This window comes from Thioalkalivibrio sp. ALMg3 (assembly GCF_000381225.1).
GTDB lineage: Bacteria > Pseudomonadota > Gammaproteobacteria > Ectothiorhodospirales > Ectothiorhodospiraceae > Thioalkalivibrio > Thioalkalivibrio versutus.
In genome coordinates, this window is the sequence record NZ_KB906229.1 from 31,906 (window position 1) to 58,829 (window position 26,924).

Below are 26,924 nucleotides of genomic sequence, written 5' to 3' on the forward strand. Positions count from 1 at the left end.
GCGCGGGATCGGGGCGATGCGGCTGATTCGCGGCCTGGGGCCGGCCGACAGCAAGGCGTTCGAGGCAGCCGGCATGCATGGCGCGGTGGTGACCATTGGCAACTTTGATGGTCTGCATCGTGGTCATCAGGCTGTTCTGGGACGGCTACTCGAGGCGGCGCAGGATCGCCAGGCGCCGGCGCTCCTGATGACCTTCGAGCCGTTGCCACGCGAGTACTTCGCCGCACGCTCCCAGGCCCCCGCGCCACCCGGCCGCCTGCAGCGGCTGCGCGATCGCCTGGTGACGCTGGGCGACAGCGCCCTCGGCGCAGCCTGGGTCCTGCGTTTCGACGCGCAGCTGGCGGGGCTTTCGGCCACGGCCTTCATGGAGGAGGTCCTGCATCGCCGTCTGGGCGCCCGCCATGTGCTGGTGGGCGACGACTTCCGTTTCGGACGCGGGCGCGAGGGCGATCAGGCGGCCCTGCAGACGGCCGGCAAACGGCTTGGCTTCACCGTCGAATCCACCCCGACGGTGCGTGACGCCGAGGGGCGCATCAGCAGCACGCGGGTGCGCGCCGCCGCCGTCGCCGGCGACTTCGCCCGCGTGGCGGAACTCCTGGGGCGGCCCTACCGGCTGCACGGCCGGGTCGCACACGGCGACAAGCGCGGGCGCACCATCGGCTTTCCCACCGCGAACCTGCGCCTGGGGCCATGGCCGCTGGCACTGCGCGGGGTGTACTCCGGCTGGCTGCGCCGGGCCTCCGGCGAGGCCCTGCCCGCCGTCGCCAACATCGGCTGGCGTCCGACGGTGGGTGGCACCGAACAGCGTCTGGAGGCCCACGTACTCGAGGGCCAGCCCGACCTGTACGGCGAGGCCGTCTGTTTTGAACCCGTCGCGCAGGTGCGCGGCGAACAACGCTTCGAGGGACTGGAGGCGCTGCGCGCGCAGATCGCGCGTGACGTTGAAACCGCCCGCACGCAACTCTCCGCACACGACTGAAACCGGCCCGCAGGGCCGATCCGGAACTCGCTAATGGCACGCAAACCGGCACCGCCGAACCCCTACAAGGACACCCTCAACCTGCCCGAGACGGCCTTCCCCATGCGCGCCGGCCTGGCGACGCGGGAGCCGGAGTGGCTGGAGGCCTGGAAGGCCGAGGACCGCTACCAGCGCCTGCGCGAATACTGTGCCGGGCGGCCGCGCTTCGTGCTGGCCGACGGCCCTCCGTATGCGAACGGCTCGATCCACGTCGGCCACGCGGTCAACAAGATCCTCAAGGACGTGATCGTGAAGAGCCGCACGCTGGCCGGCTTCGACGCCCCCTACGTGCCGGGCTGGGACTGCCACGGCCTGCCGATCGAGCTGAAGGTGGAACAAAAGCTGGGCAAGGCCGGGCGCGACGTGGACGCCGCGACCTTCCGCAAGGCCTGTCGCGAATACGCCCAGGAGCAGGTGGACGGCCAGAGCGCGGACTTCCAGCGCCTGGGCGTGCTGGGAGACTGGGACAACCCCTACCTGACCATGAACTACCAGGTGGAGGCGGACACCGTCCGCGCGCTGGGCACCATCTTCAAGCGTGGCCACGTGCAGATGGGCGAGAAACCGGTGCACTGGTGTGTGGACTGCGGCTCGGCCCTGGCCGAGGCCGAGGTCGAGTACGAGGACAAGTTCTCGCAGGCGATCGACGTACGCTTTCGCGTGGTCGACGACATCGACTTCCTGCGCCGCTTCGACGGCATCGACGGCTCGCGCGGCCCAATCAGCGTGGTGATCTGGACCACCACCCCATGGACCCTGCCGGCCAACCAGGCGGTCGCCCTGCACCCGGAACTGAACTACGCCCTGGTGGAGCTGGAACACGAGCGCATCCTGCTGGCGGAGGACCTGGTCGAGGACTGCCTGGCGCGCTACTCCCTGGGCGAAGGCCACATCGTGGCACGCACCAAGGGTCAGGCACTGGAAGGCCTGATGCTGCGCCACCCGTTCCTGGAGCGCGACGTGCCGCTGATCCTCGGCGATCACGTGACCACCGAGACCGGTACCGGCGCGGTGCACACCGCCCCCGGCCACGGCCAGGAGGACTATGCGGTCGGGCTGCAGTACAGCCTGCCGGTGGAAAACCCGGTGGGCCCGGATGGCCGTTTCCTGCCCGACACCCCGCACTTCGCCGGCGAGAACGTGCACCAGGCCAACGGCCACGTGATCGACGTGCTGAAGGAGCACGCCGCGCTGATCGTGGCGGTAAAGTTCGAGCACAGCTATCCGCATTGCTGGCGCCACAAGACCCCGATCATCTTCCGCGCGACGCCGCAGTGGTTCATCAGCATGGACCACGCCGAGCTGCGCGCCGATGCCCTGAAGGCCATCGCCGACACGGAGTGGATGCCGAGCTGGGGCCAGGCCCGGATCCACGGGATGGTGGTCAACCGCCCGGACTGGTGCATCTCGCGCCAGCGCAACTGGGGTGTGCCGATCCCGTTCTTCGTGCACAAGGAAACCAACCGCCTGCATCCGCATACCGCAGAGCTGATCGAGACCATCGCACAGCGCATCGATCGCGACGGTATCGAGGCGTGGTTTCAGCTGGATCCGAAAGAGGTGCTGGGCGAGAAGGCCGACGACTACGTGAAGCTCAACGACACGCTGGACGTCTGGTTCGACTCCGGCGTGCTGCACTCCACGGTCGTGGAGAAACGCCCGGAACTGGGCGAGCTGCCGGTGGACCTGTTCCTGGAGGGCTCGGACCAGCACCGCGGCTGGTTCCAGTCCAGCCTGCTGACCAGCGTGGCCATGCGTGGCGAGGCGCCCTACAAGGCGGTGCTGACCCACGGCTTCACGGTGGACGAGAAGGGCGAGAAGATGTCCAAGTCGCGCGGCAACGTGGTCGCGCCACAAGAGGTGGTCTCCACCCTGGGGGCGGACATCCTGCGCCTGTGGGTCGCGGCGACCGACTTCTCCGGCGAGATGGCGATCTCCAAGGACATCCTCGACCGCACCGCCGATGCCTATCGCCGCATCCGCAACACTACGCGCTTCCTGCTGGGCAACCTGAACGGCTTCGAGCCGGCCGAACACGCCCTGCCGCTGGAGGATCTACTGCCACTGGATCGCTGGATCGTCGCCCGCGCACTGCAGGTACAGGGCCAGGTCACGCAGGCCTACGACGGCTACCAGTTCCACCAGATCTACCAGCGGGTACACAACTTCTGCTCGGTGGAGCTGGGCAGTTTCTACCTGGACGTGATCAAGGATCGTCAGTACACCACCCAGGCAGACTCGCACGCCCGCCGCTCGGCACAGACCGCGCTGTATCACGTGGCCGAGGCCCTGACCCGCTGGGTGGCCCCGATCCTGACCTTCACCGCCGAGGAGATCTGGGAACTGCTGCCCGGCGAGCGTCCGGACAGCGTGCTGTTCGCCACCTGGTACGAGGGGCTGGCGCCCCTGCCGGAAGACGCCACGTTCTCCGATGGCGACTGGGACCGCATCCTGGAGGTGCGCACCCATGTCGCCCGCGCCCTGGAACTGGCGCGCAACGAGCAGGGCATCGGCGCCTCGCTGAATGCCGAGATCGACCTGCACCTGCCGGCCGACTCGAGTGCCCGCAGCCTGCTGGAACGCCTCGGAGACGAATTGCGCTTCGTGCTGATCACCTCCGAGGCACGCCTCGCCGAAGGCGCCGCACCGGAAGCTGCGCATGCCGCGGAACTCGGCGACGGGACGCCGCTGGGCGTGGCGGTGCACAAGAGCGAACAGCCCAAGTGCGCCCGCTGCTGGCACCGCCGCCCGGACGTCGGTCAACACACCCAGCATCCGGAACTGTGCGGGCGCTGCGTCAGTAACGTGGACGGCCCGGGCGAGACCCGGCGTTTCGCTTGATGGGCTTGCGGGGGTCCGGCCTCGGCCCGGGGCTGCTGATCGCGGTGGCCATCGTGCTGGCCGACCAGGTCACCAAGGTCTGGGCGGAGCATGCGCTGACGCTGTTCGCGCCGGTCGAGGTCACGAGCTTCTTCAACCTGTCGCTGGTGTACAACCCGGGTGCGGCCTTCAGCTTTCTGGCCGGGGCCGGGGACTGGGGCCGCTGGCTGCTGACCGGCATTGCCGTGGTGATCGGGCTTCTGATCCTCGTCTGGCTGGCCCGCCTGCCACGCCAGGCCTGGTGGTCGGTGACCGCCCTGGGCCTGGTGCTGGGCGGCGCCATCGGCAACCTGATCGACCGCGTGCGCTACGGTGCGGTGGTGGATTTTCTGGACTTTCACTGGGCGGGCTATCACTGGCCGGCCTTCAACGTGGCGGACATGGCCATTGTTGTAGGGGCGATCACGCTGATCGTCGCGACCTTCATCGAGGGCGATCGCAGCCACTCGGGCAACACAGACTAGTCGGGAGCACACATGACCACGGCCACCAAGGGCGCGCACATCGAGATGCACTACCGCCTGATCCTGGAAAACGGCTTTGTCGTGGACGGGACGGGCGAAGAACCCATCACCCTGGAGATCGGTTCCGGCGAGATCCTGCCCGGGCTGGAGGATCTGCTGGTCGGTCTGATCGCGGGCGACCACCGGGAATTTGCGATCGAGGCCGGCGTCATGTTCCCGTTTCGGGACCAGGCGGCGGTGCAGCAGATGCCGCGCTCGCAGTTCCCGGCCGACCTGCCGCTGGAAGTGGACTACATCTACGAGTTCAACAGCCCGGCCGGCGATGCCGTACCCGGCCGCATCGAAGCGGTAGAGGACGACACCGTGACGGTGGATTTCAACCACCCGCTGGCGGGGCAGAACTTCACCTTCGAGGTGGATGTGCTATCGGTAAGTGAACCGCAATAGGTCGCAGGAGAGTCTCCTATGAGCATGCAGGCCCAGCTCGCCAATCCGCGCGGTTTCTGCGCCGGGGTGGAACGCGCCATCGAGATCGTGGAACGCGCCCTGGAGATCTACGGCGCGCCGCTGTACGTCCGCCATGAAGTGGTACACAACCGGCACGTGGTCGGGCGTCTGACGGATGCCGGCGTGCGCTTCGTCGACGAGCTGGACGAGGTCCCCGACGGCCAGGTGGTGATCTTCTCCGCCCACGGCGTGCCCAAGCGTGTGCAGCAGGAGGCCGAACAACGCGGCCTGACGGTGTTCGACGCCACCTGCCCGCTGGTCACCAAGGTGCATCTGGAGGTAGCGCGCTACGCTCGCGAGGGCCGCGAGGTGGTGCTGATCGGCCACGCCGGGCACCCCGAGGTCGAGGGCACCCTGGGCCAGTTCGATGATTCCCGGGGCGGGAGCATGATGCTGGTCGAGACCATCGCGGACGTCGAGAACCTCGAGGTGGCCCACCCCGACCGGCTTGCCTTCGTGTCCCAGACCACGCTGTCGATGGACGACACCGCCGGGATCATCGACGCCCTCACCGCGCGCTTCCCGAAGATCGAAGGCCCGCGCAAGATGGACATCTGCTACGCCACCCAGAACCGCCAGGACGCGGTGAAGGACCTGGCGAAGCAATGCGACCTGCTGCTGGTGGTCGGCTCGAAGAACAGCTCGAACTCCAACCGCCTGAGCGAGATCGGCGCACGCATGGGCGTGGAGTCCTATCTGGTGGACGGCGCAGCCGACATCGACCCGGCCTGGCTCGAGGGCAAGAGCCGCATTGGCGTCACCGCCGGCGCCTCGGCCCCGGAGGTCCTGGTCAACGAGGTGCTCGACTTCCTGCGCGGACACGGCGTCGACGCCGTCTCCGAACTCGCCGGCCGCGAAGAGACCATCACCTTCTCCATCCCCACCGGCCTGCGCCGCGAATCCGCCTGACCCGCCCCGTCCTTCCTTGCGCCGATTTGTTCACCACGAAGCGCACGAAGAGACGAAGAGGGCAAGGCGAATGAACCACAGAGGTCACGGAGATAACCGGGGATGGCTTTGTGGGAGGCAGGATGCTGAGGCGCGCCGCGAATCGCATTGATCCTTTGGCACCGCCCGGACCCGATGCGTAGCAGAATCTCGTCATCCCGGCCGCAGCGCAGCGGAGAGCCGGGATCTTCCAAGGCTGCCACCGACGCATCGCCAACCCCGGGAGATCCCGGATAACCGCTGCGCGGTTTCCGGGATGACTTCGGTTGGGGCGATGCCCTCTGTGGTAAAAATGTCCATGACCTTCTCCGCGCCTTTGCGCGCTTCGTGGTGAAACCCGCCCTGGACCTTATTCGGGATACTTAAACGACATGGATGATCGACCCCGTTTTCGGCTGAGTATCCGCTGCCCGGATCAGCACGGAATCGTCGCGCGTATTGCCAACGCAATCGCAAATACCGATGGCTGGATCACCGAGGCGGCCCAGCACACCGATGCCGAGGCCGGCTGGTTCTTCATGCGCTGGGTGTTCTCATTGCCCGTGGACGCCGAGCCCGCCCTGCGTGAACGGCTGGATGAACTGGCCCGCGATCTTGGCATGGACTGGTGGCTGGCGGGGGCCGACACCCGCCCGCGCGTGGTGCTGATGGTCTCGCGCGAACCGCACTGTCTCAGCGACCTGCTGGCCCGCTGGAGCAACGGCGAACTGCCGATGGAGATCCCGGCGATCCTTTCCAACCACCGCGACCTGGCACCGCTGGCGGATTGCTACGGCATCCCGTTCGAGCACATCCCCGTGCCGCGCGAAGATCGCGAGGCCGCCTTTTCCACCCTGCAGGCGCGCCTCGCCGAGCTGGCGCCCGATGCCATCGTGCTGGCGCGCTACATGCAGATCCTGCCGCCCACGCTCTGCGACGAATACCCCGAGCGTATCCTCAACATCCACCACAGCTTCCTGCCGTCGTTCGTCGGTGCCCGCCCCTACCACCAGGCCTTCGCCCGCGGCGTGAAGCTGATCGGCGCCACCTGCCACTACGTCACCGAGGACCTCGACGCCGGCCCGATCATCGAGCAGGACGTCACCCGCATCCGCCACGACGACGGCGTGCAGGACCTGATCCGCAAGGGCCGCGACGTCGAACGCTGGGTCCTCGCCCGCGGCCTGCGCTACCACCTCGAGGGCCGCGTCCTTACCCACGGCAACAAGACCATCGTCTTCAACTGACGGGGTGTCGACGCGGCGTTAAAGCGCCCACTGGCCATGACCCCCTTCGCCTAACGCATCACCACCACGGCCGGAACCGCCTGACCTAGACTCGAACCATCGACTGGCGGGGATGGCCCATGGACAGCACGACGAGCAAGCGATCCGCCCTCTTCTCCCGGGGCTTTTCGGCAGACACCTGGCAGCGCGCGAGGAAGACGCTGAAGGTGCTGGCCACGGCGAGCCTTCTGGCCCTGCTGGTTACCCAGCGCCCGGCTGCCGCCGACGGGCTGCCGGACACGATCGAGCGCATCAAGCCCTCGGTAGTCAGTATCGCGACCCACCAGCCGTCGCGCAGCCCGCGAGCCAATTACCTCGCAACCGGATTTGCGGTCGGCGACGGGCGACTCATCGTTACGAATCACCATGTGATCCCGGAATCACTGGATCATGCAAACCGCGAGCAACTCGTGGTAGTCAGCGGCGAAGGTCGCGACACCTCCATCCACAGCGCGGAGCTTGTGGCCCATTCGGCGAACGACGACCTGGCCCTGTTGCGGATCGCCGGCCCTCCACTGCCCCCCTTGCGACTGGGATCGTCGGACGCCGTACGCGCGGGCGAGCAGCTGGCTTTCACTGGCTACCCGATCGGCATGATCCTGGGCATCTACCCCGCGACCCATCGTGCCAACGTGGCCGCACGCACCCCCATGGCGATCACCGCCCGCCGCTCGAGAGAACTGAGCGAGGCTCACATCCGGCAACTGCGCGCCGGCGCGCCGATGGTGTTTCAGCTGGATGCCACCGCCTACCCCGGTAACAGCGGCAGCCCCCTCTACCGCATCGACAGTGGCGAAGTCGTCGGCGTAATCAACCAGGTCTTCGTCCAGGGCGGGCGCGAGGCCGCAGTAAGCCGGCCCAGCGGGATCAGTTACGCGGTCCCGGCCGACCGGATCCGCCCGCTGCTGGCCGGCTACCAGGAGTAGGCCGATCCGCACCCCCTCCCCTCACGGCAAGTCCGAGCCGGACAAAGGCACACCCATGGCGGCCTCATCGTCCGATAGTCGCTGCGTTTACCGCCAGATCCACATCGATGTGGCGCGCAACGCCACGGACGACTTCAACCCATTCCATGACGGCGACAAGTGGACGCGCATCCGCGGCAATCCGTTTGGCGGACCGATCGTGCTGGGCTTTCAGCTGGAGTGTCTGGCAGAGGCCCTGGTCACCCGGATGCGGATCGCCGAGGGCGATGCCGGAAGCACCTCGCAACTCCGGTTCCGCAACTACCAATTCACGTTCGCCGGCGCCCTGCGCGTGGACGAGCCGTTCACCACCGTCGTCAAACCCACCCTCCGGGGCACGGATGCGTCGGGACAGCCGCAGGTATCCAATCGCATCGCGATGCGCAAAGGCAGCGGACTGGTGCTGCTCGGCCATGTACGCGACTCCCTGACACCCCAGGCGTTGCCTGGCGAGTCATTGCCGCTGCCCGCGGATGTCCGACTCGAGCAGCTCGAGGATCGCTGCGTGCTCGCGGACAACGGGTGGTTCCACAAGCGCAAGTTCATGTCCAACAGCAATGCCAAGAACCTGCTGTCGGGATCACTCGTGCGTCAGGCGGACTACTTCGACGAGCTCGAAGATCGCATCAACTTTCCGGACATGTTTCCCGCCGCGCTAATCTCCTGCGCCCTGCTCGAAAAGGCCGATGCGGACGGCCACGATTTCTACCGCGACCCCATGGTCTACACCGCGCACCACATCAGCGTGGACCAGCGGCTGGCACGCGCCCTGCGCAGCGCCGACGCCCTGCACATCCTGGTGAGCCCCGCGGAGCAAGTGGAAACCGCCGGGCGCGGCCTGGCGGGCTCCGGCATGGCACAACTACGCTATCGGTGCATGGGGCTGGTGGCAGGCCCGCGCATCCTGTTCCGCGGCGAACTGTTTCTCGCACCCCTGATGGCCCTTTCCGAAGCCATGGTTTCTGGCCCCGCAGCCCCCTGAGCCCTAGGGAAACACTGATCAGGGCTCGGCCTGGTTCCTGTTGCCCTTGCGATGGTCCTTGGCCGCCTTGCGCAGCAGGTGCGGAACCAGCAAGTGCAAGGGCATGCGCAGATAGTGCGAGCGTACATACAACAACCAGCGGGCGGTGCCGGACAACCGGCCGTCGCAACTCCAGTGATGCGGTTTCAGGCCGCGCCGGAACAGGCCGTCCATCAGCGCCAGAAGAGGAGGCGCCGGACGCGCCGCGGCCAACGCGCGGAACGCCGAATCGGGGACGGGGGTCTGCAGGAACTCGCGACCATAGCGCAACGCATAGTAGAGCGGGCGTGCCAGATCCATCTCGAAGGCGCGCGCCGTCAGGTGTTCCCAGAAGTCCGAATCCTCCGCCACAAAATGACGCAGTAGCGCATCCATATCCGCCAGGTCCCGCAGGCCGTTCTCCAGTTCGCCATCGTGAAACAGATGCGTCGCACTGTGCAGGACCATGTCGGCCGGCCCCGGAACGTACATTCCGGGAAAGCCATCCAGCGGCAGCGCGGCCGCCCACAGGAGTTCCGGATCGGGATGCAACCGCGCGGTAGGCGGCAGGATGGTGTGATGCACATCCAGCACGCTCTTGCGCCGCATGTGCGTGAGCGGAGGCAGCTCGTGCATCCACTGGCGATAGTAGGTCTGGTCGTAGGTGTCGTAGCCCTCGCAGACCCACCCCTGAACGAACAGGTGCTGTTCCGCCGACTGGATCTGCGCCTGCGGGACCAGGATGTCGACATCGGAGAACTGGCGCCCCGGCGCACTGGGCAACCCGGCCATCACGTAGGCCGCGCCTTTCAGGAGCATCACCGGGATCGCCTCCGGGGCCAGGGCCTCGTGAATCCGTGCCACCTCCCAGCGAACCATGGCGTGCTGACGATCCGCCAGGACCCGCGCGACGTGCAGGTGTCGCCGGGGCGCCGGAGGCACATCCGACAATGCCCCGGCATCCTTGATCAAGGCTTGCAACCGCCCCTCGAGAGAGGCCACTCGCGCCACCCGGACCAGCCAATCCCAATCCGCCAGCGAAAGACTGCGGGAAGCTGCCGGCTCGGCGAGGACCGCGAGCAGTTGCTCCAGCGCAGGGCGCGTCATGCGCCCGCCCCGGCCAGATCGTTCAGCAACCCCAGGGAGGCATCCAGGTCCGCGTACTCCAGATTCAGGCAGGCGCTTTGCTCGATCAGATCGGCCGCTGCCTCGAAACCCGCTCCGCCCACCACGCTGTAATTGAAGGACGAGCCGACCAGCTTCAGCAAGGCCTCGGCCCGCTCCAGCGGCTGCAGTCGGTCGCGCCCTCCAGCCGCAAAGCGCGGGAAGACCAGCCAAGCCGGCCCGGCCTGCTGGTGCATCCGTTCAATGCTCGAATCCGGTGGCTTCAGATGTGCCACGGTCCCCTTGCTGGTGTCGTGGGAGGCGGGACCGATGATCGCCTGCGGATAGCGTTCGCGGATCAGGTCAATGGCGGCATTCTTCAGGCTGACCGGACGCGGCAGCGCGACCAGCTTGCCGGTCGCCAGCGACAGCAGGGCGAATTCGTCCGACAACAACCGCCAGCCCGACAGGGTCAGGGCCGCGGTCAGCGTGCTCTTTCCCGCCCCGGGCTCGCCCGGCATCACCAGCGCCCGGCCGTCGCGCTCCAGCACCGCCGCGTGGATCATCAGGAAGTCATGGGCGTGCTGGGCAATGCACCAGTTCAGCCCCCACTCGAACAGCGGATAGGCGTGCGCCAGCGGCAGGGGGCGGAAGGGCGAGCGGCCATCCAGAAAGAAACGCGCCTGCGGACGCCAAACCGAGCGCAGGCCGGGGGAACCCGCAAGGGTGACGTGGAAGTCGGCGAAGGGGGTACTGGCGGCCGGCAAAAGCTGCCGGTCGTAGAACAGGGCCACGGAGTGCTCGACCCGGTCCAGCCGCGAACGCAAGCGGACCACGAAGGGCCCCACCTGGATGGCAAGGCCGGCGTCCCGCAACCCCGCCCTCAGGTCTTCATGGGCAATCACGCGTCCCGCGACTCCGGGGAGACACGGATCAGATCATGCTGCCGCAACTGGCTCAAGCCGGCGTGCATCGCATCCTCCAGGTCCCCTTCCGTGGCGTCATATCGCTGTTCAAGGTACTCGAACAGGGTGGCCGGCGTCATCGGCCCCTCTTGCAGGGCCTGGAAGATGTCGATCAGAGGGGGCTGCAGCACGTGCGTCTCGCCACAGCGCTGATCATAGACCACCACCGATTCACCCCATGCCCGCACGTGAGCGGCAGGCAGCGGGATCAGCGCAAGGGATTCTTCAGAAACGGACAAGGGGGCCTCGTGTACCGACCGGCCCAGGAGCGCTGGTGGGCAGCGCCCCGGGATATCAACGATTGAGAGTGGAAGAGTTGGTCCGCACCTCCACGCACTCGCCCGCCTCGTTGCGCGTGTAGCCGTCGCCGCAGTCGCCCAGGCCGTTGATCGGGCAGAAGCGCTCGTTCATGTAGGCGAAGACGTTCCTCACCGCGGAGTGCTTGCCCACATCCTCGCGGGCCATCGAATAGGCCTTGATCACGTCGTCGACCGAGGCGCCGAAGTCGATCGAGGTACACGCTGCGTTCAGAACAGCACCCACGGCATGCCAGTCGAGCGACCCCCTGCACACGCCCCAGGCATGGAGCACCTCCATCAGCGAGGGTGTGCCGGTCAGGCATTCCGGCCTGTAACCGAAGACCTCCTCGAAGGAGGTCGCCCCGCCCGTACCCACGGTGGCGTCAAAACGCTGGCAGTTGTTGTCGGTCCCGCTGGTCTGAATGCAGGAACCCGGGGAATACCCGGTGCACTCCCAGGCACCCCAGTTGTCCTTCCAGAACGCCGAGGTACAGCCATCGCCCGCGGTGCACTCGTGGTCAATGTTGGAAACGTTGGCGGAGAAGATGTTGCCCGACAGCGAGCACTGCCCCTGAGCGCCCCAGACCGACTTGGCCGGGAGCGACACCAGCATCGCCCCACCCAGGCCGGCCGCGGCCAGGCGGCGCCGGCTGCGACTGCGAAGGCCGGACGAACCCGTGTCCGGGTCCACGGGAGCGGTGGACTTGCTCTCGCCTACGTCTTCGGGGCCATGATTTCCGTTGTGCTCGTGTTCATCACTCATGCTTGCCTGCTCCAGGTCAAACCTCGCCATTTCGCCGTCCGGGCAACGGCACCCGGCCACGCCGCAATGGGCTGCGATCCGGGGGGTACACTGCAATCAGACGCTTTCTCCTGGAACATAGCAAGCGGGATGCCAGCCTTTTGAATAACGGGTAACTTACTGATATAAAGGCTCCGACCCTCGACGATACAAAGCCCGCGGGGCACGCGGAGGCGCCGAGTGGAAAGTTTTCCGACAGCCCTGAGTGGCCCGCCCCTCATACCCGCCGCACCCGCAGAATGAACGAATGACTCAGCCACGCCCCGGCGGCCGGCACTGCCTGCAGGAAACCCCGGGTGCCCCGGTTCTCCAGGAGCGGCTGCAAGCGCGCCAGGCGGCCGGGGGCCAACGGAAGCCAGTACAACGCCCCGGGCCGCAGACCCACGGCCTCCGCCGCCGCGCGAAAACCCTGAGGGTCGTCGTAGCGCAGATGCGGCGGACGCCCTCGCCGACACCGGCGCCATTCGCGAACCGCCGTGGGCAGGCAACGCAGATTCAGCGCATCGACCCAGGCCTCGCCTCCCGGGCGCAGAACGCGCCGAATCTCGGCAAGTGCCGGCTTTGGATCCGACAAGGCCTGCATAACGCCGAAGCAGAGCACCCCGTCGAAGGCGGCGTCCGCAAGCGGGAGGTGATTGATGTCCGCCGCCAGCCAGGGAATTGCCGGATCACTTCGATCCCGCGCCTTCTGCAGGGAGGGCGTTGAGTAGTCCAGCCCCCAGACCCCATGGCCCTGCGCATGAAGCATCCGTGTGTAGGTTCCCGCGCCACAGCCGACATCCAGCCAGCGACCGGGCTCCAGGTCGGCGCGCCGCCACAGCCGCTCGAACTGCCGGACACGGCTATGCAGGCCGCTGTGCGTCCAGCCCGCGATCCCGGCATCGTCCTCCAGGTTCGCCCCGCGCTCCAGGAAGCGCTGGCGCCAGCGGCGTTCGAAGCCGGCATCCTTCACCGGTTCGCACCTTGCGCCATCGCCATGACCGCGTGATGGTTCATTCCCGGCCCTCGCTGACCTGACCGATGAGTTCGGTCGCGGCAATCAGCACATGATCGCGGGAGAATCCGGCCCGGCTCATCTCGTCGTACAGCGTGCGCGCCAGCAACCGGGCCACGCGTTCCGGGGCGTGAGTAATGGGGCCCGTTGCCGCCCCCGGCTGTCGCGCCAGCGCCATCTGCGTAAAACTCGTGCGCAACAACCCCTTTAGCCGATGGACGAGGACCGACTTCGCCACCACCAGGGCCAGGATCAACGCCCGGCGCAAATCCTCCTGCGTCAGCCGGCCCCGCCCCTCGGGGCTGTCGATGTTGATCACGCCCAGCAGATCGCCCTCCAGAATCACTGGCACCGCGATCACGTCGACCGGACCCGCGCCCTCGGCCCGCCGCGCCTCGGCTGCAAGATCGGAGGCATGCAGGTCACGAATCAGCAGCCCCTTGCGCGCACTCGCCACCCGCCCCGAAATTCCCGAGCCAAGCGGTTGCCTCACGTCATAGGCCTGATCGGGCAGATACCCGTGATGTGCCTGGACGCGCAAGCGCGCCGCACCCCCGTCCGGGTCCGGCTTCAGCAGCATGATCGAACAGCGCTCGCACTCCATGGCGTGACTGACCAGCGCGGCCAGGCCGGCCAACCCCTTTTCCAGGGACTCGGCCTCCTCCACAAAATGAGCCAGCTCCATCAGCCGCTCGTCGAATGCATCAAAGGCCTCGCCCATCTCCCCGGCCCCACCGCGGTTTCGTCCTGCGAGCTTAACAGCCCGACCGGGCGCGGGATCGAGGCAGCGTTAGGCACAAGCCGAGCGGACCGGACTGGCCCATAACGCCCCCGACTGCGCACCGCGCGACTGCCCCAAATTCAACCCGCTCGGGGCTTCGCGGATTGCCTGACGCCCTTTGCAGCCGGCGCTGCGGACGCCGCCACGCCCAGCAACAGCACCAGGTAGAACAACAGGGCGATCCGCGGGGAGTAAAACAGCGTACTGAACACGCCGATCGACAACGCCCCTGTCAACGCGGCAGTCGACGCCAGCGCCACCGCATCGCCCGCCAGCGAACGCCGCACCAGCAAAACCAGGGCCACCAGCGTCAGCCACACAAAGGCCAGAAGACCCAGCCAGCCCTGATCGAAATAGATCTCCAGCCACTGATTCTCGACCCGCCACGGCCACAGATGGTCCGTGGTGAAGTACCAGTAACGGCCCAGATGCTCGAAGTCGCCGTTGGCGACGTATTCACGACCGGCCGAATCTTGAACCTGCACGCTGTAAAATTCGGTGACAGACCGCTGGCGCGCATCGACCCCCAGCGACAACACCAAGCCGCGCTGAATGGGCCAGGGGCGTGTCTCCATCGGATCCAGATCGAAGGTCCACTGGAAGGTCTGACGTCCGCCGTCTTCCAGACGCATGCCTTCGCTGCGACAAACGAAGGAATGGCGGATGGGCTTCTCGCAGATGAAGACTCGAAATCCCGTGGGCTGGGCACTGGCGGCCTCCACGGTCAAGGTATAGAGACCGTCGCGGGGCAGGCTCACCCGCTGATTCACGAACAACGAATCGCCACCGCCGATTTGCAGGCGCGGCTCACCCTCCGCGCGGGTGAAGGCCAGATTGCCGGGCAAGCGCCCGTCCCGGTTTCCGGTCCGGTAGTGCTCCGGAAAACTGCCGACACCCCGCCCAAACAGAGGTGAAAGCGGCCCGCCGCCCGGCAGTTCGAGGGCGGCCTGCCAGTGATCCATGCGGACTCCGAAGTCACGTTCGATGTGGCTCATCCGCTGCTCGGCAAACCCGCCCAACGTGGTGCCCGCAACCAGGGCAATCGCCACCACGGGCAACAGCACACCGACCAGTGCCCCCTGCCGAGCCTGCATGCGCCCATGCAACGCCGCCAGCAGCACCCCGACCGCGAGCACGACCACAGCCACCGCCAACCCCAGATAACCGCCGCGCGAATAGGTCATCGCCACGGCGTATGCCGTCCCGACCGCCAGCAGGGCCGAGCCGGCGAGCATCAGGCCGAGGCGCTGGCGCCAGCACCAGATCAGGGCCAGGGGAAAGGCCAGCACCAGAAAGGTCTCGATGCTGGGCCCTCCCGCCTGCATCTCCGAAAACAGCCCTGACAGCCGATAGCCACTATCGAAGTTCAGCAGCCCGGGATAGGTAACCCGCTCGCGCACCACGAACGCCAGTTGCGCCAGCAGGGCCAGCGCCACCCCGGGGAGAAACCAGCGCGTCACCTGCTCCGGCACCGGGACAGGCGCAACCCTCAGCATCGCCAGCAGGACAACCGCCCACAACAGGCCCTTGGCCACCCGCAGGGCATTCCACTGGTGGGCAAAATGCACCGCCTCGCCAGGGTTCCAGGTGCCGGGCGGGAACAGGGCAACCGCCAGGCTGATCAGCGTCGAGGCCACCAGGAGACCCAGCGCCCAACGGATGCCGCGCGGCAACAACGATGCCCCCGCATGCAGCGCATGCGGCCCGAGCCAGAGGGCCATGGCCAGGGTCATCAACAGGAACAGGTCCAGCTCGGAGACGAAAAGGCGCCCGTGGTAGAGCGTCAGGTCCAGGGTGGCCAGCAGCACGGGGATCACGAACAGCCAGCCCTGCGGCCGCCACGCCAGCAATGCGGCATAGGCCAGCAACCCGGCGCTCAGTGCCACGGGCACGACCGGCCAGGTCACCGCCAGCAACAGAGTCGCCAGCGCCAGCAGGCCGGCAAGCGCCTGGCGCAGGCGCTGAAAACCGCGCGGATTCGGGCCCGGCCCGGCCGGCTCCGGGTGGGGACCGCGTGGTTCAGCCGCAGCCCGTCCCGCGGGTGCGCCCCCCACGGCACTGGCACGACCCAGCCATTGCAGCAGCGCGGCCATCGCCCAGGCGGCCAGGCCGGCAAGCACCAGGCTGGCCGGGTCCGGGCGCGCGCCGTCCACGAAGAGCTTGGCGGCCTCGACCAGCAGCGCCAGGACAACCCCTGCCACGACGGCCAGCAGGTTCAGCGCCGACGGCTGCAGGGGACGGCGCAGCTGCCACAACCAGACCAGGAACCCCAGCGGTGCATACATGGCCAGATGCAGCGCCGTACTGCGCAGGGCGTGAATCTCGTCCACGTGATAGTGGTAGTAGAACGGCCACAGGTTCAGGTCGGCCCACTGGGTTCGGGCCGCTTCCACATCGGCGTGGAACGGGCCGAAACCGTGGTTGAGCGCGACCAGCAACAACGCGTAGAACACGGCACCGATCACGAGTATCGGCGTGGCGAACTGCTGCAGCGTCCGGATCACGCCATGGGGATGCGCGGGCAGGTTCCGGAACAGGACCAGGCCGATGCCCATCCCCAGGGCCCGCAACAGCACGGACCGCCCCTCGGCGATGCCCGACAGGGTGGCGAGATTCAACAGCTCCAGCAGCCCCGCAAGAAGCAGGGCCAGCGGGATCCCGGCCCCCAGCAGCGAGGCGCCGCGCCGGTGCAGCCACAATGCCAGGAGCAGCCCCACCGGGATACTGGCGACCACCTCCAGCGTCAGCCAGCTGATACAGCGAATCCCGCTGGTGCAGGCCCCGGCAGCGACCCACCAGCCCCAGGCATCGGATGCCAGGCGAGCCCGCAGCTCGTCCATGGCGAGCACCAGGTCAAAGGGGACAAAGCCGACCATCACATAGGCGGCGGCATAGATCACCAGCCCGGCGGTCAGGGCCTGCGCACCCGCACCCTCCAGCACCCGACGCCAGCGCGCCAACGGGTCGCGCAACGCCAGCCAGGCGAGCGAGCCGGCCACTGCCCCGGAAAAGTTTCCGGCGATATCGGCCGCCGCCGGATGCCGGTACGGCAACCACACCTGCAAGAACTCCACGCCGGCCGTAACCGCCAGGCCCAGGGCGGCCACGAAGACGAACGCGCCGGCCGCAAGCAGCCGGTTGCGGCGACCATGAGTCAGCCATGCGGTCCAGAAGAACCCTAGCGGCAGGAACATCAGGGCATTGGCCATGAACTGCTGGCGGCCACTGGTCCCGGGGCCGGTCAGGCTCATGCCACGGTAGATCTCCCAGGCACGCTCCAGGCTCATCGAGCCGAACTCGAACGGCAGCAGCGTCAGGTAGACCGCAGCGCCCAGCGACAGCCAGGCCCACAGCGCGCAGGTACGCAGCGACAGCGGTTCCGAACCGGCGCGCGGCCGGCTCATCGAAGGGTCAGGGAAGCGCCGATCCATGAATCGGTGCAGGCGCGCGTCACGCCCGAATGCACATGGGGCGCAGCGACGCCCCTGCAATCAGGCGGCACGTCGGAAACCATGGGGCAACAACGCGGACGGACACACGGTTCAGCGTCTCCCGGGACGAAAGCGTCCCGCCACTGTAGCTCCGGCCGCGCCCATGAACAGCGCGGGCGTTATGCGGGCGTGGCGTTCACCATCCGTGCGCCGCGCCGGGGCCCAGGGGAACGGTGCGCGCCGCGCCAGGTCCCGAAGCTTCCCCATCAGGAACCTGGGGGGGGCATCAACGCGAACGCTGATGGGCTCGGCGCCCCCTTACAGGCGGAGATCCGTGGCAGTACGGGGGAATACCGATTTCACGTCGAAGATTACCGACTCGGGCCGTGCCAGTTCGCGGATGGCCTCGATCCCCATCTGCAGGAATTCGCGGTGCGGCACGGCCACGATGATTGCATCGAACTGCCCCGGTGCCGGCGTCTCGGTCACCGGCGTGATGCCGTACTCGTGCTCGGCCTCGGCCGGGTCCACCCAGGGGTCGAAGACCGTCACCTCGGCGTTGTAGCCAGCCAGGGTGGCGTGGATGTCGATCACCCGGGTGTTGCGCAGGTCCGGGCAGTTCTCCTTGAAGGTTAGCCCCATCACCAGGATCCGCGCCCCCACCGGGTTGATGCCCTTGCGCACCAGGGCGCGCACCGTGTTGTCCGCGATGTGCGCGCCCATGGCATCGTTCACGCGCCGCCCGGCCAGGATCATCTCCGGGTGATGGCCCACCGCCTGTGCCTTGTGCGTCAGGTAGTAGGGATCCACGCCAATGCAGTGTCCGCCCACCAGGCCCGGCCGGAAGGGCAGGAAGTTCCACTTGGTTCCGGCCGCCTTCAGTACCGCCTCGGTATCCAGGCCCAGGCGCTCGAACAGCAGGGCCAGCTCGTTGATCAGGGCGATGTTCACGTCGCGCTGCGTGTTCTCGATCACCTTGGCGGCCTCGGCCACGCGGATGCTCTCGGCCTTGTGCGTCCCGGCGGTGATCACCCGCGCATACAGCCCGTCCACGAAGTCGGCCACCTCAGCGGTGGAGCCCGAGGTGACCTTCATGATGGAGGTGACCCCGTGTTCCTTGTCGCCCGGGTTGATGCGCTCGGGGCTGTAGCCGGTGAAGAAGTCCCGGTTATGCACCAGCCCGGACTGCGCCTCGAGGATCGGCACGCAATCCTCCTCGGTCGCGCCCGGGTAAACGGTGGATTCGTAGATTACCGTGTCGCCCGGCTTGAGGACCTGCCCCACACTGCGACTGGCTCCCAGAAGCGGGCCGAGATCGGGACGCTTGTGCAGGTCGATCGGCGTCGGGACGGTCACCACGAACACGTTGCATTCGCGCATGGTCTCGAGATCGGCGGTGTACGTCAGCTGCGGGGTCGCGGCGAGCTTCTCCGGCTCCACCTCGCGCGTGCGGTCCACTCCAGCCTGCAGCTGCCGCACCCGCTCCGGGTCGATATCGAACCCGCGGGTGGGCCATTGATGGCCGAATTCCACGGCCAGTGGCAGGCCGACGTACCCCAGACCGACTACTCCGATGGTGACTTCATCCAGCGCGGGAAGCGTATGCATAAGATGTCCGTTCTCTTTGCCAATCGTAATGGAGGGCGCCCGGCCGGTTACCTCTCCGTTTTCGTATGCGATACCGACGCTCGCAACCCGTCAGCGGCAGGGTGCACAGCCCGGGACACGCGGCCCGACACCGTCCGCTCGTCCGGGGTTGGGCCCCGGCGGCCCGGCATAGGCACCCCAGACTGCCTGCTCGCGCAAACGGCCATTGTAGTCGCGATCCGCACCCGTGGCCGGGGCCGAACTCACGCCGGCAGAACGCTCGTGCAGAGCGCCCTCCCGGGGATAGAGATCCAGCGCATCCTGCCCGGCATCCGGTGCCGCCAGATACCGGGCCGCGTCCGCGCGCGCCGCGGTGAAGTTCTCGCCGCCCACGATACCCCCCGAGAGCTGCAGCGGGTCCCCGGCAAACACGGCGTTGCCGGCCACCTCTTGTTCGTATGCCCGGTCCGGTGCGTCCACGCGGATGCCGAAGCCGGTCGCCAGGACCGTGTTGTTCGCGATCCGGGTCTCGCGCGGCAGGTGATTGTGCGGCCGCACCAGTACCGCGTCGCCGGCATCGTTCACGAACAGGTTGTCGTGGAGCTCGATATTTCCCTCTCCCTGAAACAGACGCTCGTGCGGATTCTGATAGAGCAGGTTCCCCGCGATGCGATAGCGGTCCTGCGACCCCAACCCGGTGGGCGGGAAATGCCCCACCAGCAGGTTGGGCCGCGCCCGCCCCCCGTCGCTGGCGCGCTCTGCCTTGCTCAGCAGGTTGTAGCGAATCCGGGTCTCCCGCGGCTCCGCCGGCATCCCCGGGATCCCGTCGCGGTCCGTCTGGTGCTTGATCTGGATGTTGTACCCCAGGGTGCGGTGAACGTGATTGTGCTCGATCACGCCAGCGACAAACGGGCTGGTCCCGTCCGGCTGTCCCAGATACATCCCGGTCCCCACATCGTGGATCTCGTTGTGCCGGATCACCCAGTCCCGGGCGGGCGCCCGCGTGGTGATCCCGGCGTTGCCCTGCGAATGGTCGTAATGACGGATGGTCAGGTGTTCCAGGATCACGTGATGGACCCCATCACCGCGCGCCTCGGCGACCACCCCGGCCACGGGTTCGCCACCACCATCCAGGGTCAGGTGCCGGATCACGACATGCTCGGCGTCCACCAGACTGATCGTGTTCGCCCCACGCCGCCCGCGCAGGATGGCGGGCTCGCCGTCGACCGGGCCACTGATCACGATGGGTTGCTCCGGCGTTCCGCGCACGCCATGCAGCCGCAGGGCCTGGGGGTAGTCGCCCGGTGCCAGCTGCAGCCAGTCGCCGGGCTCCAGCGACGCCACCCGCGCACGGTAATCTTCCGGACCCGCCCGTACCACGTTCCAGGCCGTATCCGGCAGGTCTGTTCCAGGCTCACTTGTGACCGGAGAAGTGCCTGGATCTGCAATGGCGGCCGGTATCCCCTGCAGCAAGACGCACGCCGCCAGCAACCCGCCAAGGGCACGGCACAGCCCGCGATCGAAACGTTCCATCACCGAGGCCTCCCTTGCCGAAAACGCTTACCCAACCCACTTGCCGAACTCAACGATGGCCCCCGGCCACCCTGTTGTCACGCACTACCACTCACACCGGATCTAACGAGCCATTCACGAAGGCCCAGCATGTTTCTGCAGACACGATAAAGTGATTCAACAGGGATCCCGACCGGGCCTCGCGGACCCATCGCGGATGCCCAGCAGCGCCCGTTGGCGTCGTCGCAAGCGGGCCCCGCCCATGCGCCCACAGGACATCTCGACAGCCCATGACAAGCCATCAGCAATGCGACATCGTGTGCGTCGTTGGCGCACGGCCGAATTTCATGAAGATCGGCCCGGTGATGCGCGCGCTGGCCGGCGCGGGCATCACCACGCAGCTCGTGCATACCGGCCAGCACTATGATCCGGCGATGAACGAGCGCTTCTTCACCGATCTGAACATCCCGTACCCGGACATCAACCTGGAAGTCGGCTCCTCCTCCCACGCGGTACAGACCGCCGAGGTCATGAGCCGCTTCGAGCCGGTGCTGGACGCGCTGAACCCGCGGGCCGTGCTGGTCGTGGGCGACGTGAACTCCACCATCGCCTGTGCCCTGGTCGCGGCCAAGAAGGGGATCGGCGTGATCCACGTCGAGGCCGGGCTGCGCAGCTACGATCGACGCATGCCGGAGGAGATCAACCGGGTTCTGACCGACCAGGTCTCCGATCTCCTGTTCACCACCGAAGGCCATGCCATCGACAACCTCGCACGCGAGGGGATCGATCGCGAGCGCGTCCACTTCGTCGGCAACGTGATGATCGACACCCAGCTCCACAACCTCGAGCGGGCCATGCCCTGGGACGCATCCCTGCAATCCGCGGGTATCGACCCGGCGCGCTTCGCCCCGGAGGGCGCCTACGGCGTGCTGACCCTGCACCGTCCCTCCAATGTCGACGACCCGGCGATCCTGGAACGCCTCATCGCCACTCTCGCGACCATCGCTCGCGAACTGCCCCTGGTCTTCCCGCTGCACCCCCGCACCCGCGACCGGCTGCAGGCCTCCGGGCTGGACCACCACCTGAGGGAGGCGCCCATCGCGGTCCTGCCGCCGGCCGGCTATCTGGAAATGCTGGGCCTGATGAAGGACGCACGAGTCGTGCTCACCGACTCCGGCGGCATGCAGGAAGAAACCACGGCCCTGGGCGTACCCTGCATCACCCTGCGGGAGAATACCGAACGGCCCATCACCATCGACGAGGGCACCAATGTCCTGGTCGGACACGACCCGAAGCGTCTGCAGGCCGCCTTCCGCGACGTCATGGACCATGGCGGCAAACAGGGCCGCGCCCCGCAATACTGGGATGGCCGCGCCGGCGAGCGCATTGCCTCCGTCATCGCCCAATGGCTGGGGCACGAGCCGCGCGCGCGCGCCACGGGCTGACCCGCATGCTGCTGCGCTCGCTGCTGTCCCTGATGTCGCCCGGCGGCTCCCGCGCGCGGCTGTCCATCCTGATCTACCACCGCGTCCTGCCCGCACCCGACCCGCTGTTGCCCGGCGATCCGCACGCCGATGAGTTTCGCTGGCAGATGCGCCTGCTGGCCCGCTCCATGAACCCCTTGCCACTGGACGAAGCCGTGGACCGCCTGCAGGCCGGCACCCTGCCCGCCCGCGCGGTCAGCGTGACCTTCGACGACGGCTACGCCGACAACGCCGAGGTCGCCCTGCCGATCCTGCGCGAGGCGGGCGTGCCGGCCACGTTCTTCATCGCTACCGGGTATCTCGACGGCGGGCGCATGTTCAACGATACCCTGATCGAGACCGTACGCCGCCTGCCAGCAGGACCCATCGATCTGACGCCGGAGGGGCTGGGACAGCGGCAGCTGGACACGGTCGCCGACCGGCGGGAGTTGATCCGCGAACTGATCGGCCGGTTCAAGTACCAGCCCGCGGAGCAGCGCACAGCCGGCACCGAGGCGCTTGCCCGGCGCTTCGGGCTGGAGCTGCCAGACGACCTGATGATGACCCGCGCGCAGGTCCGCGAACTGGTGGCAGCGGGCATGGGGATCGGCGGGCATACGGCCACCCACCCGATCCTCACCGAGGTGGACGCCACCACCGCGCGCGCCGAGATCCAGCGCGGCAAGGCCGATCTGGAAACGCTGCTGGACCGCCCGCTGCGCCTGTTCGCCTACCCGAACGGCCGCCCGGACCGCGACTACGCCGCCGAGCACGTGCAGATCGCGCGCGAGTGCGGCTTCGATGCCGCCGTCTCCACCGCCGCCGGCGCCGCGCGCGCGGCTTCCGATCCGTTCCAGCTCCCGCGCTTTACCCCCTGGGACCGCACGCCCCTGCGCTTCGGCCTGCGCCTGGCCCGCAACCTCGCCGAGCCCCGGGAACGCCGCGCCGCATGACCCCAATGATATTCGTCACCTTGGAGCACAGAACTCGCGAGACGGAAACGGAGGGGCGCCGTATGGATTTGCACTTCATGGGAGCCGGAACGTGAGAGGCCACGTGAAAAACACTGTACGTTCCGTGCTCAACCGCTTGGGCCTCGACCTGGTGACATACGAAAGCATGCAACGCTTCGAGGCCTTCCACCTCGCGGCGCGCCATGCACCCGACCTCATCGAATGCGCCATCAAGGAACGACAGTCGCAAGGCTCAACCGCCCGCTTCATCCAGATCGGAAGCAACGATGGCGTACGGGACGACAATCTGCGCAAGCACATCATCGCGCATCATCTGAGCGGGCTCATGGTGGAACCGAATCCGGGCCCATTCGAACGTCTCAAGGCGCTGTACGACGATACGGACGGCATCGCCCTCGCCAACTGCGCCGTGGGCCCCGAAGCAGGAGAGAAGACCCTGTACGTCTTCGCCGAGCGACAGGAAAAGGGCGTACCCCTCGACCTGTACAGTGCCTTCGACCGCCAGCAACTCGAGCGTGTCAAACGTCGCAACGGCTATCGCTCGGCCATTGCCCCCATCACCGTCGAAGTGTGCACCTTGCAGCGCTTGATTGAGGCTCATGACCTCCACGACGCCAGTCTTCTCGTCATCGACACTGAAGGGTTCGACCTGGAAATCCTGAAGAGCATCGACCTGCAGGCATTTCGCCCCCGACTGATCCAGATGGAGCACTACAACCTGAACGGATCCGCCGCCCGGGAGGCCGTGCAACGCCTGGTCGATACCGGGTACGCGACCAGCATGGGATGGCGCGACCTGACCGGAATCCTGCAACCAGGGCCGAATTCATGATGCCAGCCGGACGAAACAGAACTCGTTCGCACAGCCCTGGAAGTGGGAAACACGGAAGGGAGGGCTAAAGGTGACAAGACAGAGCTACAGGAACGTTGGCGGACCCTGGAAATCCCCGAAGGGGACCTCGGTCCACCCGACCTACTTCGGCCGCCACATTGAAGCTCCACGCAGATGCCGGTCCGAAACCGATGCGCTTCAGCTGGAACCGGCACATCGGGGGCCCGATCGATCCAACCGAGTATTGACGAAAAAGGCCGACGAAAGTATCAGCACCGATCCGCTCCATCATCCGCGCTTCGGCCTGCGCCTGGCCCGCAACCTCGCCGAACCCCTGGACCGCCGCGCCGCATGACCACCCGTGTCCACATCACGGTCGACACCGAGTTCAGCATCGGCGGGGCCTTTGCCGACCCGCAGGGCCGGCGGCCGATCGGCCCGCCGTCCGTCTACTGCGAGCGCCATGGTCGCTCGGAAGGTCTGGGCTATCTTCTGGAGACCCTGGAGCAGTACGGCATTCGCGGCACCTTCTTTGTCGAGACCCTGAACACCTGCTATTTCGGAGACGAGCTCATGGGGGGCATCGCGCGCGAGATCGCCGCGCGGGGGCATGACGTGCAACTCCACCTGCACCCCTGCTGGACGTACTTCGAACAGCCGAACTGGTCTCAACAGCTGCAGACGAATCCGCCGAACGATGACATCACCCGCCGCAGCGAGGACGAGCAGGTTCGGCTGATCCGGATGGGCCAGGACACCTTCACCCGCTGGGGCCTGCCCGCGCCCACGGTCCTGCGTACCGGCGGGCTCAAGGTCGGGCTTGGCGTCTACGCGGCGATGCGCCGCTGCGGCATGGGGATCGCCTCGAACATCGGCCTGGCGATCTACCGCCCGCGCGAGCCCGAGCTGCACTTATTCGCCGGACATCACGATATCGACGGCATACGCGAGTTCCCGGTCACCACCTACACGGACTTTTGCCTGCGGGGCGAACGCCACTACAAGACCCTCACGATCACGGGATGCTCCTGGCCGGAGACCCGGACCGTCCTGAAAAAGGCCCGCGAACAGGGCGTATCGGATGTCGTGGTCCTCACCCACCCATTCGAGTTCGTGAAGCACCGGGGCGACGCCGCCCGGTCGCCGACCCTTGATCGCATCAATCGTCACCGCCTGAAACGACTGTGCAAATTCGTCGCGGAACAGCCCGATCTGGAGGCGGCCTGCATGAGCACACTCGGAAACGAGCCGGCAGCACCCCATGACGACACGCTTGATGTCCCCGCCTATCGGGCCCTGGGACGCATCCTCGTCAACCGCCTCAACCACGCCTCGGTCGGGGTGTGAGCATGGCCCGCTCCCCCAGCGCCACGGCGACCCACCAGAACGATCGTGCCCGCCCAGCGAACTGGGGCCTGCGCCAGGCCTCGCCGGGCGAGACCTTCACGCCCCCGGCGCCGGGCACGATGATGGAGCATGACCCGGAGTGGCTGCTCGCCATACGGCACCCCGGCCACGGCAGCGTGCTGCTGGCCGAGCGGGACTCCCGCCAGTTACCCATCTATGTCCACGACGGGGCCCTCAGCTTCGTCCTCGGCGGCATGGCCCTGCGGCGCATCGAGATCCGCCGCCATGTGCTCACCGGCAACCTGCCCGACTGGTCGCAGGATGACCTGACGGCCGTCCTCGGCGAGCTGAAAGGCCACCTGGACCGGCGCGGCGTGGTGTTCCTGATCGGCGTGGTCGAAGGCGAACCGCTCTGGCAGGCGCTGCAATCGGCCGAGCTCCGCCGTCACTACCACGTACTGCAAAGCGGCGAGACGGACACGCGGCGTCTGGCGGACCTGCCAGGCACCTTCGATGCCTATCTCGGCTCGTTGCCACGCAAGGCCCGCCAGGACATCCGCCGCAGTGAACGTCGATTCAACGAACACTTCGGCCAAAGCGCACGCCTGGATGTCTTGTCCCGACCGGAAGAGATCACGGCGTTTCTTGATACCGTCGAGCCCGTATCGGCCCGCACCTACCAAAGCCGCCTGCTCGGACTGGGGGTAAAGCGGGGGCACTGGATTGAGCGCATGCTGCAGGCCGCCGCCGAACGCGGCTACGCGCGATGTTACGGCTTGTTTGTGGACCAGAAGCTGGTCGCCTGGAGAGTCGGCTTTGTCTTTCAGGGCACCTATTTCAGCCACCACATCGGCTACGACCCGGACTGGTCCGAATGGCATCCGGGCATTGTGCTGCAAGCGCGGACCCTCCAGGACCTCTGTTCGCTGTCACCGACCATCCAGCGCGTCGACATGCTGCACGGAGACAACGCGGCAAAGCGCAAACTCTCGAACCAGTCGCGCCGCGAAGGCAAGTTCTACCTGTTCCCCCGAAACGTGCGGGGGACCCTCTTCTACACCTCGCTGGGCAGCTTCAACAGACTCTCTGACACCCTCTCTGCCCTCGCCGCACGCCTGAAATTCAAGGACCGGATCCGAAGGGTTCTGCGGCGGGTTTGAGGCGCGTGACGCCGAAGCCCCGCCGGCGGGTACCGGGGGTGGCGACAAGGCGTCCGGACGTGGTCGCGACAATGATCCCCGCCGGCCGCCAGCCTGCGCGCCGGAATGCCCGACGAGAGGCAATATTGGTGGAGCGGACATGACAGTACGCACGACCGTAGCCTTCCCGAAACAGCATCTCGCAGGCATGCCGAACCAGTGCCTGGGCGTGCCCCCGCCCGCGCTCGGATTCGGGCGTGTACAGGAAGGAGACAAAGAACGCCTCGGCCGGCAGGGAGAACCGCAACGGAATCGGCGTGGAGACATCGAATGCGCCGAACTGCACATTCAGCTGCGACACGATCCGTCCGCCCGTCTCCATTGCATGGATGCGCCCGCCCTCGCGCAACAGGCGCCGGGGTGAGCGGCCGGTGTGTCCCGCGATCGACCGGGCCTGATCCTCGGGCAGACCGTCGAACCCCGCCACATCACAAAACTGGTGGTAGCACACTTCCGGCGGCCCCTCGTGCGGACTCCCGCCGTCCGTGGCGTCCGCGCGCAGTTCGTAGAGCCAGTGGACCTGGAGACCGGTCAGTCGCTTGAGCAGCCACAGGGCGGATGCCTCGAACGTCATCGGTGACAGGCGC

At 67.2% G+C, this 26,924-nt stretch carries 23 protein-coding genes; 13 read left to right on the plus strand and 10 right to left on the minus strand.

The features are described from left to right. Window positions 1-16 precede the first annotated feature (16 nt). The 8 genes from ribF (at window position 17) to F622_RS0110715 (ending at window position 9,029) form a co-directional block, all read left to right on the plus strand. On the plus strand, window positions 17-979 hold the full coding sequence (ribF, locus tag F622_RS0110680; protein WP_019571919.1) for a bifunctional riboflavin kinase/FAD synthetase: 963 nt from the start codon (window positions 17-19) through the stop codon (window positions 977-979). Window positions 980-1,012: 33 nt separating this feature from the next. Further along, the gene (gene ileS, locus F622_RS0110685) at window positions 1,013-3,859 is read left to right on the plus strand and encodes an isoleucine--tRNA ligase (protein ID WP_019571920.1); all 2,847 of its coding nucleotides are present in this window, start codon (window positions 1,013-1,015) and stop codon (window positions 3,857-3,859) included. Then, window positions 3,859-4,362: a signal peptidase II gene (lspA, locus tag F622_RS0110690; protein WP_018169269.1), complete on the plus strand. Its 504-nt coding sequence runs from the start codon at window positions 3,859-3,861 to the stop codon at window positions 4,360-4,362. The genes ileS and lspA overlap by 1 nt, the downstream gene beginning before the upstream one ends. Before the next feature lie 12 nt (window positions 4,363-4,374). Next, window positions 4,375-4,809 carry a peptidylprolyl isomerase gene (locus F622_RS0110695; RefSeq protein WP_018169270.1) on the plus strand — a complete coding sequence of 145 codons (435 nt, stop codon included), beginning with the start codon at window positions 4,375-4,377 and terminating at the stop codon, window positions 4,807-4,809. Window positions 4,810-4,827: 18 nt separating this feature from the next. After that, entirely contained in the window at window positions 4,828-5,778 is a 951-nt protein-coding gene (ispH, locus tag F622_RS0110700; protein WP_019571921.1) for a 4-hydroxy-3-methylbut-2-enyl diphosphate reductase, read from the plus strand. 410 nt (window positions 5,779-6,188) lie between these two features. Continuing rightward, complete coding sequence (gene purU, locus F622_RS0110705) at window positions 6,189-7,043, plus strand: formyltetrahydrofolate deformylase (RefSeq protein WP_019571922.1); 855 nt, start codon at window positions 6,189-6,191, stop codon at window positions 7,041-7,043. A gap of 119 nt (window positions 7,044-7,162) precedes the next feature. Continuing rightward, window positions 7,163-8,008, plus strand: coding sequence for a S1C family serine protease (locus F622_RS0110710; protein WP_019568593.1), 846 nt, complete (start codon window positions 7,163-7,165; stop codon window positions 8,006-8,008). Window positions 8,009-8,063: 55 nt separating this feature from the next. Next, window positions 8,064-9,029, plus strand: a complete 966-nt coding sequence (locus tag F622_RS0110715; RefSeq protein ID WP_019571923.1) for a hypothetical protein — start codon at window positions 8,064-8,066, stop codon at window positions 9,027-9,029. An 18-nt stretch (window positions 9,030-9,047) separates the two neighbouring features. Here F622_RS0110715 and F622_RS0110720 read toward each other — a convergent pair whose 3' ends face one another. The 9 genes from F622_RS0110720 to F622_RS0110760 form a co-directional block, all read right to left on the minus strand. After that, window positions 9,048-10,154: a nucleotidyltransferase family protein gene (locus F622_RS0110720; protein WP_019571924.1), complete on the minus strand. Its 1,107-nt coding sequence runs from the start codon at window positions 10,152-10,154 to the stop codon at window positions 9,048-9,050. Continuing rightward, window positions 10,151-11,056 (minus strand): HprK-related kinase A, encoded by a 906-nt coding sequence (locus tag F622_RS0110725; protein ID WP_019571925.1) that lies wholly within the window; start codon window positions 11,054-11,056, stop codon window positions 10,151-10,153. Before F622_RS0110725 ends, F622_RS0110720 begins: the two co-directional genes overlap by 4 nt. Continuing rightward, on the minus strand, window positions 11,053-11,355 hold the full coding sequence (locus tag F622_RS0110730) for an HPr-rel-A system PqqD family peptide chaperone (RefSeq protein WP_019571926.1): 303 nt from the start codon (window positions 11,353-11,355) through the stop codon (window positions 11,053-11,055). The genes F622_RS0110725 and F622_RS0110730 overlap by 4 nt, the downstream gene beginning before the upstream one ends. Before the next feature lie 55 nt (window positions 11,356-11,410). Continuing rightward, window positions 11,411-12,178, minus strand: coding sequence for a hypothetical protein (locus F622_RS0110735; protein ID WP_019571927.1), 768 nt, complete (start codon window positions 12,176-12,178; stop codon window positions 11,411-11,413). A gap of 256 nt (window positions 12,179-12,434) precedes the next feature. Next, a complete protein-coding gene (locus F622_RS0110740; RefSeq protein ID WP_019571928.1) occupies window positions 12,435-13,169 on the minus strand; it encodes a class I SAM-dependent methyltransferase in 735 nt (244 codons plus the stop codon). 40 nt (window positions 13,170-13,209) lie between these two features. Beyond that, window positions 13,210-13,932, minus strand: coding sequence for a GAF domain-containing protein (locus F622_RS0110745; protein WP_018650631.1), 723 nt, complete (start codon window positions 13,930-13,932; stop codon window positions 13,210-13,212). 140 nt (window positions 13,933-14,072) lie between these two features. Continuing rightward, window positions 14,073-17,396 (minus strand): VanZ family protein, encoded by a 3,324-nt coding sequence (locus F622_RS0110750; RefSeq protein ID WP_019571929.1) that lies wholly within the window; start codon window positions 17,394-17,396, stop codon window positions 14,073-14,075. A 345-nt stretch (window positions 17,397-17,741) separates the two neighbouring features. After that, window positions 17,742-19,031: a Vi polysaccharide biosynthesis UDP-N-acetylglucosamine C-6 dehydrogenase TviB gene (gene tviB, locus F622_RS0110755; protein ID WP_019571930.1), complete on the minus strand. Its 1,290-nt coding sequence runs from the start codon at window positions 19,029-19,031 to the stop codon at window positions 17,742-17,744. A 90-nt stretch (window positions 19,032-19,121) separates the two neighbouring features. Further along, window positions 19,122-20,252 carry a hypothetical protein gene (locus F622_RS0110760; RefSeq protein WP_026331569.1) on the minus strand — a complete coding sequence of 377 codons (1,131 nt, stop codon included), beginning with the start codon at window positions 20,250-20,252 and terminating at the stop codon, window positions 19,122-19,124. Window positions 20,253-20,812: 560 nt separating this feature from the next. On the opposite strand from F622_RS0110760, the gene wecB reads away from it, so the two are divergent. From wecB to F622_RS0110795, 5 genes are all read left to right on the plus strand, one after another. Continuing rightward, window positions 20,813-21,967, plus strand: a complete 1,155-nt coding sequence (gene wecB / locus F622_RS0110765; protein ID WP_019571932.1) for a non-hydrolyzing UDP-N-acetylglucosamine 2-epimerase — start codon at window positions 20,813-20,815, stop codon at window positions 21,965-21,967. A gap of 5 nt (window positions 21,968-21,972) precedes the next feature. Next, window positions 21,973-22,938, plus strand: a complete 966-nt coding sequence (locus F622_RS0110770; protein ID WP_026331570.1) for a polysaccharide deacetylase family protein — start codon at window positions 21,973-21,975, stop codon at window positions 22,936-22,938. Window positions 22,939-23,041: 103 nt separating this feature from the next. Continuing rightward, window positions 23,042-23,791, plus strand: coding sequence for an FkbM family methyltransferase (locus tag F622_RS0110780; protein WP_231365751.1), 750 nt, complete (start codon window positions 23,042-23,044; stop codon window positions 23,789-23,791). Between the two features lie 351 nt (window positions 23,792-24,142). After that, window positions 24,143-25,138: a polysaccharide deacetylase family protein gene (locus F622_RS0110790; RefSeq protein ID WP_019571936.1), complete on the plus strand. Its 996-nt coding sequence runs from the start codon at window positions 24,143-24,145 to the stop codon at window positions 25,136-25,138. Between the two features lie 2 nt (window positions 25,139-25,140). After that, window positions 25,141-26,298: a GNAT family N-acetyltransferase gene (locus F622_RS0110795; protein WP_019571937.1), complete on the plus strand. Its 1,158-nt coding sequence runs from the start codon at window positions 25,141-25,143 to the stop codon at window positions 26,296-26,298. Here F622_RS0110795 and F622_RS0110800 read toward each other — a convergent pair. After that, window positions 26,261-26,911 carry a GNAT family N-acetyltransferase gene (locus F622_RS0110800; protein ID WP_026313106.1) on the minus strand — a complete coding sequence of 217 codons (651 nt, stop codon included), beginning with the start codon at window positions 26,909-26,911 and terminating at the stop codon, window positions 26,261-26,263. The genes F622_RS0110795 and F622_RS0110800 overlap by 38 nt on opposite strands. Window positions 26,912-26,924: the final 13 nt, after the last annotated feature.